Genomic DNA, 13498 nt, shown 5'->3' on the forward strand with positions numbered 1-13498 from the left:
CAATCTGCAGCCGTCACTTTTTGCACCGTAGCTGCGGACTAAGCTAGATCTTTTCAGTGCGGGACGGGGACATCGTCGCCGTAGAACACGGCGCAATTACCATGCATCGCACGCGCATCAGCAAGCGCCCTGTCGGCAAACACCCACAACGAGCTGGCCATGTGGTTTTTGTCAGGTATAACAACCGCGCCACCGACAGAGACCGTGAGTGTGGCCTGAGAGTCGATGGGATGGGGTAGTTGCAGCGCATGAATGTTTCGAATGATTTGCTCAGCCACGCCGCGCATGCCCTCTAACTTGGACTCGGCCAGCATGACCCCAATCTCTTGTTTGCGCATACGCCCCGCGAAGTCAGCCCGACGTCGGCACCAGCGAGACACCACCTGACCTGCCTCGCGTACGTCTGCGCACAGGACCTCCGTGTGCTGCTTGTCGAGATTGTCCCGGTCGACACCATCCAGAGCTAGGAGCAATGCGCCCAAAGGTTGTTTGGTCCGTGCGCACTTCTCCCATTGTTGTTCCACGCGCTCCATGAGCAGCTCGCGCACAGCTAAGCCCGATTCAGCATCGAAGCCGGCCAATTCCGGCACGGGGTCAGCGGCGCGGCGTAGGCGATTCAGCTGATTGACGTTGTGCATCTGCGGTCTCCTCGCTAGCCAGGCCTTTAGCTAAGCAAACTGCAGATAAACGAAGTATCAAGCCGCGTTAATTGCCTCCTAATGCGCCCACCGATCGGCGCGTGGCATGAGTGCCCTCAACCGTGGTGACGCCACAACTCGCTCCGCGATCTTGCTGCCAAGTTTGCAGCCATGTTTCGGCGTCTAACCCGCCCATACAGTCGGCTTGCTGAGGGTCCTGGGCTAAAACCTCAAAGCGCTTTTTCCAGCCGCGCAAGCTATTCGGTGTTTTCTCATAAATGATGAGGGCGGCAACGCTAGGCTCGGCGCTCCAATCCATAATGGCCATGTACGGTTTGTTCACGGCCACGGACCAGCCAAAGTTACTGCCTTGTTTGACATGGCCACGCACAACGTTCCCATCAAAGTACCAAGCATCGGCATTGGGGTTTACGCGGTACATCATGCGCACCATGGGTTGTGAGGGACTACCCACCACCCGATGGTGATCGTCTTCATAAAGCACCCGCTCAGAGCTATCTTGCCCAACTACCAAGGTCCCCAATTTTGAGTCACCGACGCTGGGGTTGGGGTTATCGCCTTCAATACGCAGTCCCAAGTCTGGCCCTGGAGTACCTGGAGGCCGCAAAACCTCCGAGAAGCTGGGTGCGGGCAGATCTGACTCCACGGCGGGCTGAGCATCATCCGCCCAGGCGATTGGGTGGCAGAACATCGCTCCCAAAAGCCAGCACAAGCCCATAAGCCTCCAGTGCAAGGGCTTTATCACAGTGAGTCGCAAACCCATGTCCATGCTGTGCCGTCTCCACTCAAGCCAGCCTGCCAAGCGAAGCCCTCAGATTTGTCGAGCTTTGCGCTTGACCCCGACATTACCCAGGAAGAGCACAGCTGGCAATGCACAGGGCAAGCCACGAAAGCACGCCCATGCGCCACAGCAACAAGCGAACTGCAGCTCCTGCGCTGACAATGATGACGACGCGAGTCACCATCGAGCCGCTAGCCCAACTCAGGGGCAACCTGAAATGAAACAGATCAGCACAAATTAGTACACGGTAACTTGGTGGGCTAGGCCCCAGCCTGCAGAGCGATGATCTGCGAACTCAGTAACGCCAAGCCACACCGATGGTCAGTTCGTACTGGCGCATGTTGAGGATGATGTCCTGATCATCGGCGTCTGTTCCGAAGGCTTCTGAGGTGTCCTGGCCAAGCAGGTCGGTGATGAGATCCAGGCCCAGTCCTTCTCCGGCCAAGCCCAAGACCCCCACGTCGGTGTTCGACAAGGGGTTTTTGCCGCGCACAGGGTTTTGCGGAGCGTACATGGCCGCCGCTTCAATGTAGAAGCCGGGGCGCCAGCGCCAGCTGATTCCAGCCGTGAAATGCTCTTCGATCACCCCTGGAGCCAGTATGTTGAACAAGACCTCGCTGGAGGGGATGGGCTGGCTGTCAGCCACACTGTAGCCGGCACGCAGGCGGTGCGGTCCCCAGCGATATTGCACGCCTACTTTGTGCACTTCCATTTCTTGCCAGCCAAAACCAGGCCCAGTCGCTGCACCTAAGCAAGCCCCGCTGGGCTCTGTGGAGCCTAAGCCTGGCGCCACCGAAGCGAACAGCCGTGGGATGGCACATTCGTTGACAAAGCGGTTGGGGTCCAGCGGATTCCCCACGGAGCGAACCTGGTTGTAGTCCATATATTGGTAGTCGTAGACCAGGTCCCAGTTTTCAAACAGGTGCAAGGCCACGCCTGCGTTCCAGGTTTCGGGAATATCAAAGTCGCCTTGCTCAGCAAACAAACCTGCGTAGTCGTCAAAGGCTTGCATCCAGACCCGTGACTGATAGGACGCCCCCAGGCTCACAGCCTTCCCGGCGCCGGTGAGAAAACCAATGCGGTAGCCCCCGCCATAACTCAGCTCATGACCGTTGTCGCTGACTTTATCCGGCTGATTAGAGAAGGCTGCAAACGCGCCCAAGCCCTGAGCGGCAAAACGGCTGAGAGCCAGCAAGGGTGCGACCCCGATAGAACTATGCTCACCAATGCGCATGGACATGGAGGGAGCGATGAACATAATGGCCAAGTCCACGCCAGACAAAGCACGCGAGTTTCCGCAGAAGCCCGCGTTGTCGGCTCCTTGCGGATCACCACCGCCAAAGGTACCGTCGCACTGCGCTTCAAAACCTGGCAGATTCTCGCCGAAAATAGCTGAACCTCCCGAGTACTCGGTATTCATTCCGCCTTTGCCGTAAGCGGAAATACCCCAGCTATAGCGCTCACCCCACAGACGGTTGTAGCTGAATGCGGGAATGGGAAACAGCTCGTTACCACTACGGATTTGTCCGGGGCTAATTTTGACAATGCCCGACTCTGCATTCTCGCCGCGCTCCGTGGCGCGGTGGTCGCGGATGGGTTGGAACAGGCTCAAGCCTGCTTCGGTACTGTTTCCGGCCCAGACCATGCCAGCCGGGTTAATACTGACGATGAGGGCATCCTCAACCAATGCCGTACCAGCACCGCCGAGGGCCTTCTGGCTCAGACTGAAGCCATGGGGAAAGTAGCCATTGGTGGCCGTAACGGCCGTGCTCACCAGCCAGCCTAGAGCGGCCAAAGCTATCCGTGCAGAAAAATGACTCACCTGCGTCTCACCTGATCTCGTTGGGGGAGGGGCGCGTGTCCTGTGCGCCGTAGCAGCAAATGATCGGGCACAACATGGTCTTATGCAAGCACGTGACTTAAATTATGAGCTCCCTATAACCAAAAGCTATAACAGCGTGCTGCCGACGAATCGCTGCGAATAGCCCTAGTGCACACCGGCTCAGAGCTTGAGTAATTCCGGGACGCCCGCGTCCACTAGTACGTGCACTTCCGGGTGTCCCTGTTCTATGAGGGTCTGCGCCACCTTTTGAGCGCGGCCTCCGGAACGGCAAACCAACAACAAAGGCTTATCGGCCGGCACGCGCGAAGCAATGGTGGCCCATTCTCGGGGCGGCACCCAGGTGGCGTTGGGGAGATGGCCCTCTTCCCACTCTTCCTGGGTGCGCACGTCCACGACTGTGAGGTCTGGCTGCTGCAGCAAAATCTGGGCGCTACGCAGCGACTCCAAATGTAAGCGAGCGTCCGCTGGCTGCGAGCAAGCAGCGAGCCAAGTCAGAGTCAGACACAGGCATAAGCCATGGCGAAACACGATGGACTTGATCAAGTTATTCCTTTCCTTGTCTGTGGCGCCAGCGCCGACGGAGGTTTAACCTCAGGGCTGGCTTTTATGAGCGAGTCCCACATGAGTTTACGCCTCGGCGACACCGCCCCAAACTTCCAAATCGAGACCACCACTGGCCCTATCGACTTCCACGAGTGGGCTGGCGACTCCTGGGTATTCTTTTTTAGCCACCCCGCCGACTTTACCCCGGTTTGCACCACCGAGATGGGCCGCACCGCCCAGCTGGACGGCGAGTTCAATGCACGCAAGGTAAAGCCCTTAGGACTGTCCACCGACACGGTGGATGAGCACCTGCGCTGGATTGAAGACGTCAATGCCACCCAAAACACCACACTGCGCTTTCCCATTGTGGCGGACAAGAATAAGGCTATTGCCGCCATGTACGACATGATCCACCCCGGTGAATCGGATACCGCCACAGTGCGTTCGGTCTTCATCATCGACCCGGCCAAGAAAATTCGCCTGACCATGACCTACCCCATGAGCGTAGGCCGTAACTTCAGCGAAATTCTGCGGGTGATCGACGCCCTGCAACTAGGTGATGCCCACAAGGTGGCCACGCCGGCCGACTGGTCCCCAGGGGCCAAGGTGATCATTCCGCCGAGCATTGCCAACGAACAGGCCAAAGATCTGTTTCCGCAGGGATGGGATGAAATACGGCCCTACCTGCGGATGACGGAGGTACCCGACTCCTGACCGGATGGGCCGTCGGGTGCAGCTGCGGTTGTGCTCGACGGCCTGCTCTTTATTCGCCTTCGGCCCGCAAGCGCTTGAAGGCAAACGCGCCGCGCTGATCGCCAACGGCGTAACCCGTAGCGAGGTCATGGGGATACTCTAGGGCCAAACGCTCCCGGGTCGCCGGCGCGATGTCGGCGCTGCCGCCATGACACGCCGTGCAATGCGGCGCCAGCGGAATCTCCTGCAGATAGCGCTGCATCACACCCGCAGGCTCCGTCGTGGTCGTCTGCAGACTCTGTGGCGGTAGCTTGGGATTCTCTGCACGCGCCTTCTGCCAGGCCAACAGCTGCTCCTGCTCCCAAGCATCCGGCGTTCCCAGCAAGGGGTTGCGCGGCTGCAAGCTCACCCTGCGCACCTGCCAGCCGCTCTCGCGTGACAACCGCGCCGCCACCGCCGGCGCCACATCCTTGCAGACACCCACAGCGGACTCCGGCCCACCGGCCTGCATAGCCGACATCATGGCCGGCGCCAGTTCACCGCGCATTTTTTGCACCAGCATTGCAGGGTCATCTCCTGCAGCCTGAGCAGCCGTTGCAAGGAGTACAAGGCCAATAACCAGTAGGAATCCACTGCGGCGAATTAAGTTGCTGGCGATGTTGAGCATGGTCGTTGTCACCTTCAGATGTTTCAAGGACCTCGGCGCGACTGTTCTCGATAGGTCTACTTCGCGGCCGCGACAACACGATGCGCGAAACCCGCACCCTGTACACAACGATATAATACTATTAGTGAATATCGTTATTCCACAAGACGCATACCATAGCTGAAGTAGAGCGAGCAGCAAACCGCGCTCGCCCACACTGGACAAGATGACCCGCTGCGGTCAGGAGACACGACATGAAGACTTCCTCCCCGCGCGTTGTGGTGATCGGCGGCGGTTCCGGCGGGCTGACCACAGCCTCAATGCTGTTGCGCAAACGGCCCAACCTGAAGCTGACGATTGTGGAACCCAGCGATTTTCACTACTACCAACCTGCCTGGACCCTGGTTGGCGGAGGCTGTTACGCGGCCGAAAATACTCGGCATCTCATGAGCCAGGTCATCCCCGACGGAGCCGAGTGGGTTCAGCAAAAAGCCATGGGCTTCGCACCGGAGCAGCAGCAGGTCGAATTGGATGACGGCCGGCGGCTCGACTACGACATCCTCATTGTGGCCATGGGCATCCAGATCGATTGGGACAAAGTCGAGGGTTTGAACGAAACGCTAGGCCGCAACGGCGTCTGCAGCAACTATCGCTATGACATGGCCCCCTACACCTGGGAGTGCATTCAGAATCATCGGGATGGGCCGGCGCTGTTCACCCAACCGGTGATGCCAATCAAGTGCGCAGGTGCGCCGCAGAAAATCATGTACCTGGCCGCCGATGCCTGGAAGACGGCCGGCAAAACACCCCCGATCAGCTTCCACACGCCGGGCGGCGCCATGTTCGGGGTGCCGTTTTACGCCGAAGCGCTGGATAAGGTGGTTGCCAGTTACAACATCGCACCGCGGTTTGGTGAAGAGCTGATCAGCGTTGATGGCGAACGCCGGGAGGCCCTGTTTCGGCAGGGCGGTGATGCCCCGCACGACGTCCGTCGCAGCTTCGAGATGCTCCATGTTACCCCGCCGCAATCCGCCCCAGAAGTCATCAAGACAAGCCCATTGGCAGCCGAGTCGGGGTGGATGAGCGTGGATAAACACAGCCTGCAGCACACCCAATTTGCCAACATCTTCGGCCTGGGTGATTGCACCACCACACCCAACAGCAAGACGGCTGCGGCCGTGCGCAACCAAGCCCCAGTCGTGACGAGTAATGTTCTGAAGGTGTTGGCTGGATGCAACCCGGATGCTCACTACGACGGCTACGCCTCCTGTCCTCTCACCACCTCCCGCGGCAAGATCATCCTCGCGGAATTTGGTTACGACGGTGTGGTGATGCCCAGTTTTCCCTTGGATCCGCGCATCCCGCGCCGCTCCTACTGGTGGCTCAAGGAATCCTTTCTGCCTCGGCTGTACTGGCATTTCATGCTTAAGGGTCGCCCCGGACCCGACTGGCATCACGCGCGAGCTTTCCCCGCCACGGTACCCGCCATCACTCCGTAGAGCCCGCTTGGTCAGCAGCCGCGAGCCCAGCCCCTACTGAAGCCTCCACGGCCCTGAAACTGACTAAGACTGACGCCGGGATGCATTTGCGGCGAACATAGGTGGATGCGCGACTTACTCATGCGCCGCCGCTTGGCCCAATGGAGCCGAGGCGCACTCATCACACTCATCTGCACGGTGCTCGCTGCACCCTTGGTGGCCATTGTGCTTGGGGCCCTGCACAGCCCCGGAGACGTTCCTGCGCCTGGCGATCTTTGGCCATGGCCGCCCAGCCTGGCTAGCCTACAAGCAGCCTTTAGCACCATCCCTTTAGCCAGCGGCCTATGGAACTCTTTTCTGATTAGTCTGGGCTTCGTGGTGGTTGCCGTTCCTCTCGCAGCAGCCTGTGGCTTTGCCTTGCGATTTTTCTCCCCAGCATGGCGTTGGAGCAGTTACGGCCTGCTGGTGCTGGCCGCTTCTGTACCGGATGCAACCACGTGGCTGCCACGCTTTTTGGCTTATCAGTGGCTTGGTATAGCCGATAGCTGGTGGCCTCTGTGGATTCCGGCCATTGCCGGAGGCAGCCCTCTGCTGGTGCTGCTGTTTGCGGTGGCTTTCGCGCGCCTGCGCTTGTCACCCCTGCTCGCGGCTCGTTTGGAAGGCTTGCCTTGGTGGCGGATCTTTGTACTGCTGGCTTGGCCGCAGGTGCGCCCAGCCACCTGGGCAGCTGGAATATTGGCGGCGGCCATGTCTTGGGCCAACTTTGCCCATACCTTGCTCTACCTGCAATCCCAAGAGGAACAGACCGCGCCGACCCTCATACATAGCCTCAGCCTGCTTGGCGCCAGCTACTGGCCGGTGCTGATGGCCAGCGCCTTGCTAGTGGCGCTTCCGGTACTTTTGCTCATCGCCGCACTACCGGTCATTCTTGATCACGCTTTGGAGGACCAACCATGAGGCGAACACACTTCAGCACACTGGTGGCATTTAGCCTCATTGCTCTGGGCTCCTTGGTTGGCTGCGATCAATCCACCACTCCCGAGCGCCCCACCATCCGGCTTCAAGCGGTTGCCGACCCCGCCGAAGCCGAGGCCTACCGGAAGATGCTCGATGCCTTCCAAGCCACCCGGCCCGATGTGGAGGTGGAATTTGTCCCGGTTGGCCGCCATCCTGAGCACGTGACGCGGGTGGTCACCGCCCACGCCGCGGGGAATGCGCCGGATGTGTTTTTGATTAATTTTCGGCGCTGGGGCCAGTTCCTCAGCCATGACTTGCTTGAACCTGTAGGCCCACTACTGGGCGATCTCCCCAGCCATCAGCCAGACCAGTTCTATGCACCGCCATTGGAGGCATTTACACGCAATGGGGTGCTTCTGTGCATGCCGCAAAATGTCTCATCGCTGGTGGTCTACTGGAACCGAGAGCAATTTGCCGCTGCAGGCGTAGCTCCACCCCAGCCAGATTGGACCTGGACCGATTTCCACGATGCCGCCAAGGCCCTCACCAGAGATCTCGATGGAGATGGAGCTATCGATGTGTACGGCCTGGACTTAGATCCCTCCATCGTCCGCCTCGCCCCCTTCATTTGGCAGGCTAAAGGACGCATTGTCGACAACACCGACAGCCCATCACGATTCATGTTGGCGGGTCGTGGTGGAGCGCTGGGACTCATGTTCTTGAAGCGCCTCAAAAATGAGGTCGGCGTGATGCCCAGCTTAAGGGAGCGGCGTGGCGAGGATCCGGAGTCGCGCTTCATGCGCGGCGGGGCAGCCATGATTTTGCAAAGCCGCGTGTTCACCCCAAGACTGCGAGCCGCCCGCGGCCTGGACTGGGATATCGCCCCCATGCCCAGATACTTGGAGGCGGCCTCGGTACTCCACTCCGATGCCTATTGTCTGTCCCGGCAAAGTCAGCAACGGGACTTAGCCCGCGATCTCATTGCCTTTGCCACTGGCGAGCAGGGCCAGGCCATATTGGCACGCACCGGACGCATCGTTCCTGTGCGCAAAAGCGTCGCACAAAGCGTCGCCTTTTTAGATCCGCGACAGGCCCCGCAGTCAGCACAGGTTTTCTTGGACGCCATCCCTAGCTTGCGACGCACACCCAACACCCCCACGTGGTACGAAATTGAGACGCGCATCAACCCCATCCTCGAAGAGTGGATGTTTGAGCCTGCCGGACGAATGGCGGGTGAGGCCAACTATGGCTTGGTCGATGGAGTGCGAGTGGCCGGGATGATTCAAGAAGCCGCCCAACATCTGTTGAGGGACACGCAACCGTGAGTGACGGCCTACGCATCTGTGATCTCAGCCTGCAGCTCGGTGATCAGTCCATTTTGCAGCCGCTCAACCTGGAGCTGCAGCGCGGGGCCTTCGGCGTGCTGATCGGCCCCTCGGGCAGCGGCAAATCGTCCTTGCTGCGTTGCATCGCTGGGCTGCAAAAGGGACATGGCGGCAGTATTTGGATTGACGACTCCGAGGTCAGTCAGCTCGATCCGGCCCAGCGCCAGCTCGCGATGGTGTTCCAGGATCATGCGCTATTCCCTCACCTGAGCGTGCTCGACAACCTGAGTTTCGGGTTGCGCGCTCGTGGCTGCGCTCGCACCGAGGCCATACGGCAGGCCCAGGCTGTTGCCGAGCGATTAGGCCTTTTGCACTGCCTGCAACGTCGGCCTAAGGGCTTATCCGGAGGCGAGCAACAACGCGTTGCCCTCGGCCGAGCGATGCTGCGCCAGGCCCGCTTGGTGCTCATGGACGAACCTCTATCCAGCTTGGACGCCCCCTTAAGAGCCCGGATGCGACAGGAGATTGCCGAGCTGCACCGTGAGCAAGGATGGACCACCCTTTATGTCACGCATGACCAGGTCGAGGCCATGACCATGGCCGACCAGCTAGGCTTACTCGATCAAGGCCAGCTGCTGCAATGGGGGCCTCCACAAGAGCTTTATCACCGGCCCAGCTCTTTGGCAGCCGCTCGCTTTTTGGGCCAGCCCCCCATGCAGCAGCTTCCGCTGCATTGGGAGAAAGAGCAGGCTTGGCTTGGGGATGCCCCCATTACTCCACCTGCGGCGATCCCGGCCGGATCCTTGGCCGCTGTGCGCCCAGAAGATGCCCGGGTAACACCTGCAGACCCGCCAGAGGCCGGCGGCGACTCCCACATGATTCGGGCCACGGCCATGTTGCTACGCCGTGATCACCTGGGCGACCGCCAATGGCTGCAATTACAGCTTGCTGATCAGCAAATCACGGTCAGCGCCGCAGCGCACACCCAATTTTCTCCGCGGCAGCCCGTGCACTTGCACATTCCTCGCAGCAAGCTGTGCTGGTTCGATGCACACACCGGCCACACCCTGTGCTGAGCCGCGGCCTCATACTGCTGGCGCTACCGGTGCTGCTGGGCACATTGCTACTCACCGGTTTGCCTTTGCTGGCCACCATCGGCCTGAGCCTGTTCAGGGTCGACGCTCTACAGCCCGCCCAGTACGTGGGTTTGGAGCACTTTCGTGCGCTACTGCACGACCCTCTATTTCTCCAAGCACTGCGCAACTCGGCCCTACTACTCATGATGGCTCTGCCCTTACGCCTGGGGTTATCGCTGCTGCTCAGCCTATTACTCGCTGGCTCAAGCCGGCTCAGTCATATCGGTCTAGGTTTGAGCTTGGCGCCATTGGTGCTGCCGACCTTGGTCTGGTCTATCGCTTGGCTATGGTTGCTCAACCCCTATGCCGGCCCAGCCGCCAGCCTGCTAGAGGCCTTTCATCCGCAGGGAGCAGACTGGATACTCAGCCCCCATGGTGCACGCACGGCGATTGTGCTGGTGATCAGCCTCATCGTTGGTGAGATGGTATTGGTGCTGCGCGCCGTCCGTCGCATGATCCCCGCGCACTATTATCAAACAGCAGCGGTTGAGGGCGCCTCGACCTGGTTTGCATTTCGTCACATCACCTGGCCGCAGTTGCGGCCGATCATCGCTTTACTCAGCCTTCGTGACCTCAGCCTGAGCCTGCAATGGACCCTCGTTCCTGCCTTGATTGTGACAAAAACCGGCCCCCTGCACGCCACCTTGTACTTGCCCTATTACGGCTACCAAAACGCCTTCGAATACCTGCGTTTCGGTTACGCGGCGGCCATCGCCTTACCTATGGTTCTTCTGGTTATTGCCGCGCTGGCACTCCAGGGCTGGTTGCTGTGGCGCTGGCGCCAACACTAGACAAACATGCAACCATCCCTGTGCGCCCAACTTGCTGCGCTGACGGCATGCGAGAAGCCTTAAGACTTGCTCAGCTCCGGCGCACCCTCTGCTGCACAATGAGGCGCTAGGCTCTGTACTGCCGTATGCGTGGATAGGTGCACGCGTCCTGCCATTCTTTGACCCAATGGTGAGGGAGCAACTTGATCCCAGACCGGGCCCTTGACCTCGGCGAAGTGCAGCTCAACGCCCCGCTCCGCCAGCGACTCCTCCCAGTGCAGAAGAGCCTCTTCGGCACTGGCGTCAATGGCACTGACGGCACTCATGACCAGCAGCAAGGCACGCACCGGCGGCTCTTGGACCGCTCGCGCCTGCAAGGCCTGCTCAACAAAATCTTCGACCATGGCGATGTTGGCGAAGTAGAGATTTTCATCCACGCGGGCGATGAGCAAGCCCGGCGTGCATTCCACCTGATGCCGGTTCACATTGCGAAAGTGCTCGGTGCCTGGCACCCGCCCCATGATCGCAATATGCGGCACGCTGGTTTTGCGCAGGTACAACGCGATGGCCAATAACACGCCCAGAACCAGGCCCGCATCAATTCCAAAGATCAGCACACCCAGCATCGTGACGACCAATGTCGCACCGTCACCCCGGTCGTAGGCAAACACCGCGCGGGCCGACTTCCAGTCCACCAGCTGGGCAACAGCCACCACGATAATGGCGGCCAGCACGGCCTTCGGAAGCGTTTCAAAGACCTGCGTGAAGAAAACGGCAACCATGGCGACCAAGGCCGAGGTGATCAATGCGGCCACCTGGGTCCGCGCGCCAGCCTCGAAATTCACCACCGAACGGGAAAAGCCGCCAGCGACGGGCATAGTACCGACGACCGCGGCGCCGATATTGGCCAGCCCCAGCGCGGTGAGCTCCTGGTCGGCATCGACCTTTTGCCGGCGACGATGCCCCAGTACGCGGGCTACAGCAATGCTTTCCACGTAGCCCACCAAGGCGATCAACGCCGCTGAGGGAGCGAGTTCAATCCAGCCCGAACTCCACAGTGCGGCCCAGTCGGGTAGCGGAATACCGCGACCGATCTCCCCGACGAGCTGCAGGCCTTGTCGCTGCTCCGGCGGCAGCAGGCCGACCAGCAGCAGGGCGCCGAGGACCACGCTCAGCGGCATTGCCTTGGAAGCCAATCCTGCTGGGCCGGCGGGCACACCCAAACGTACAAGCAGCATCTGTAGTGGACGCCGTGACAACAGCAGTATCACGATGCTGACAAGCGCGAGGCCAAGGGTCAGACCGTCGCTTCCAGGCCATTGCTGGCTGATCGCCACCAAGGTGTGACCGGCTTCCGCGCGGGGGATCGACAAGCCCAATAGCAGCGGCAACTGGCTGACGATGATCAACAGAGCCGCCCCGCTGGTAAACCCGTACAGCACCGGATGGGAAACAAAGTGCACCAAAGACCCCAGGCGAAACAACCGCATCAGCAGCAGTACCGCACCCGCTTCTGCGGCCAGAATCATGGCGCCTACGCTCCATAGCGCACGGTCATCAGCGGCGAAGTCGGCGAGCGCATGCGCCACCATCAGAGCGGCAACCGCCACCGGCCCCACCGCCAGGCTGCGGCTGCTTCCAAACACGGCGTAGATGACTGGCGGCACAATGCTGGCGACGAGCCCAGCCTGGGCAGGTAGTCCCGCCAGATGTGCATAGGCCATGGCCTGAGGCACCAGCAAGATGGCCGTGATGACGCCGGCAACCACATCATCGCGCCGAGACCCAGCATCGGCGGCTTTGAGTGACTCCAGGAGCGGCAACGGCATAAGTTAGTCCGCGTGACCGCAGGCTAAATTGGCAGGTATGGCCACATCCATGAGCTTGGGGTCGGGCAGGTTGAGGTTGTTCATGATCTCCACATATTCGGCTTCGGTTTTCCCAGCCAAACGCGGGTTGTGCTGCTTTTCCTCGCGAATGCTCGAAGACGTCCAACCCTTGTAGTCATGGGCGGGTAGCACCAGAGTGTGGTCCGGCAGAGTGAAGAGCTTATTGACGATGGAGTCCCACGATTTGTGTGGATCGCCGCCCTGAAAGTCGGTCCGGCCCGAGCCCCGGATCAGCAGCACATCGCCAGTGAATACGGCCTCATTGTTACCCAGCACAAAGCTGAAAGACTCATCGGTATGCCCCGGCGTGTACAAGGCCTTGAGGCGGACGCCGTCAATATCGAGCACATCGCCTTCACGTACATGATCCGAGACACACTCGGCCTGGGTGAACTCTCCCATGAGGGTGATGCAACCGGTTGCACTGCGTAAGTCGCCCAAGGCTGTGACATGGTCGGCATGGGTGTGAGTATCGATGGCGCGGACCAATTTCAGATCCAACTCGTCGATGAGCTGCAAGTAGCTTTGTGCATGCTCTTTGACCGGATCAATGATCAACGCTTCTCGACCATAGCCGGAGGCCAAAAGATAAGTGTAGGTCGATGAGCTGCTGTCGAAGAGCTGGCGAAAAAGCATAATAACTTTCCTGCATATATATATAACCTAAATTATATGCCCTGCAGCGCAGTCTTCAAGTCAGCAGGGCCTGAACCAAACCCTTGGGCCTGACCGCACAAAGCCACAACTCGCTCAGGAGCGCACCCAAGCCTCCCGCCAC

Annotated in this window: 13 protein-coding genes; 6 read left to right on the forward strand and 7 right to left on the reverse strand. The window is 59.9% G+C overall.

Going from position 1 to position 13498, the window contains the following annotated elements:
- Positions 1 to 53: 53 nt before the first annotated feature.
- The 4 genes from KI787_11730 to KI787_11745 all read right to left on the reverse strand — a co-directional run bounded on the left by KI787_11730 (position 54) and on the right by KI787_11745 (position 3826).
- Positions 54 to 638 (reverse strand): diguanylate cyclase, encoded by a 585-nt coding sequence (locus KI787_11730; protein ID MBV6630623.1) that lies wholly within the window; start codon positions 636 to 638, stop codon positions 54 to 56.
- Between the two features lie 67 nt (positions 639 to 705).
- Entirely contained in the window at positions 706 to 1428 is a 723-nt protein-coding gene (locus KI787_11735; GenBank protein MBV6630624.1) for a hypothetical protein, read from the reverse strand.
- Between the two features lie 307 nt (positions 1429 to 1735).
- Positions 1736 to 3262, reverse strand: coding sequence for an outer membrane protein transport protein (locus tag KI787_11740; protein MBV6630625.1), 1527 nt, complete (start codon positions 3260 to 3262; stop codon positions 1736 to 1738).
- Positions 3263 to 3442: 180 nt separating this feature from the next.
- A complete protein-coding gene (locus tag KI787_11745) occupies positions 3443 to 3826 on the reverse strand; it encodes a rhodanese-like domain-containing protein (protein ID MBV6630626.1) in 384 nt (127 codons plus the stop codon).
- Positions 3827 to 3904: 78 nt separating this feature from the next.
- Between KI787_11745 and KI787_11750 the strand changes: the two genes are divergently transcribed.
- Positions 3905 to 4540, forward strand: coding sequence for a peroxiredoxin (locus KI787_11750; GenBank protein ID MBV6630627.1), 636 nt, complete (start codon positions 3905 to 3907; stop codon positions 4538 to 4540).
- A 49-nt stretch (positions 4541 to 4589) separates the two neighbouring features.
- Here the strand turns inward: KI787_11750 and KI787_11755 are convergent, their stop codons facing one another.
- Positions 4590 to 5186 carry a DUF3365 domain-containing protein gene (locus tag KI787_11755; GenBank protein ID MBV6630628.1) on the reverse strand — a complete coding sequence of 199 codons (597 nt, stop codon included), beginning with the start codon at positions 5184 to 5186 and terminating at the stop codon, positions 4590 to 4592.
- 233 nt (positions 5187 to 5419) lie between these two features.
- Between KI787_11755 and KI787_11760 the strand changes: the two genes are divergently transcribed.
- The 5 genes from KI787_11760 to KI787_11780 all read left to right on the forward strand — a co-directional run bounded on the left by KI787_11760 (position 5420) and on the right by KI787_11780 (position 10852).
- The gene (locus KI787_11760) at positions 5420 to 6664 is read left to right on the forward strand and encodes an NAD(P)/FAD-dependent oxidoreductase (protein ID MBV6630629.1); all 1245 of its coding nucleotides are present in this window, start codon (positions 5420 to 5422) and stop codon (positions 6662 to 6664) included.
- Positions 6665 to 6769: 105 nt separating this feature from the next.
- A complete protein-coding gene (locus tag KI787_11765; GenBank protein ID MBV6630630.1) occupies positions 6770 to 7600 on the forward strand; it encodes a carbohydrate ABC transporter permease in 831 nt (276 codons plus the stop codon).
- Positions 7597 to 8925 carry a sugar ABC transporter substrate-binding protein gene (locus tag KI787_11770; GenBank protein ID MBV6630631.1) on the forward strand — a complete coding sequence of 443 codons (1329 nt, stop codon included), beginning with the start codon at positions 7597 to 7599 and terminating at the stop codon, positions 8923 to 8925. Before KI787_11765 ends, KI787_11770 begins: the two co-directional genes overlap by 4 nt.
- A complete protein-coding gene (locus KI787_11775) occupies positions 8922 to 10001 on the forward strand; it encodes an ABC transporter ATP-binding protein (GenBank protein ID MBV6630632.1) in 1080 nt (359 codons plus the stop codon). The genes KI787_11770 and KI787_11775 overlap by 4 nt, the downstream gene beginning before the upstream one ends.
- The gene (locus KI787_11780) at positions 9995 to 10852 is read left to right on the forward strand and encodes a sugar ABC transporter permease (GenBank protein MBV6630633.1); all 858 of its coding nucleotides are present in this window, start codon (positions 9995 to 9997) and stop codon (positions 10850 to 10852) included. The genes KI787_11775 and KI787_11780 overlap by 7 nt, the downstream gene beginning before the upstream one ends.
- A 59-nt stretch (positions 10853 to 10911) precedes the next feature.
- Here KI787_11780 and sulP read toward each other — a convergent pair whose 3' ends face one another.
- Both sulP and KI787_11790 read right to left on the reverse strand, forming a co-directional pair.
- Positions 10912 to 12660 (reverse strand): sulfate permease, encoded by a 1749-nt coding sequence (sulP, locus tag KI787_11785; GenBank protein ID MBV6630634.1) that lies wholly within the window; start codon positions 12658 to 12660, stop codon positions 10912 to 10914.
- Positions 12661 to 12663: 3 nt separating this feature from the next.
- Entirely contained in the window at positions 12664 to 13356 is a 693-nt protein-coding gene (locus KI787_11790; GenBank protein ID MBV6630635.1) for an MBL fold metallo-hydrolase, read from the reverse strand.
- Positions 13357 to 13498 lie beyond the last annotated feature (142 nt).

This window comes from Oceanococcus sp. HetDA_MAG_MS8, from assembly GCA_019192445.1.
In the GTDB taxonomy this organism is placed as follows: Bacteria; Pseudomonadota; Gammaproteobacteria; order Nevskiales; family Oceanococcaceae; genus MS8.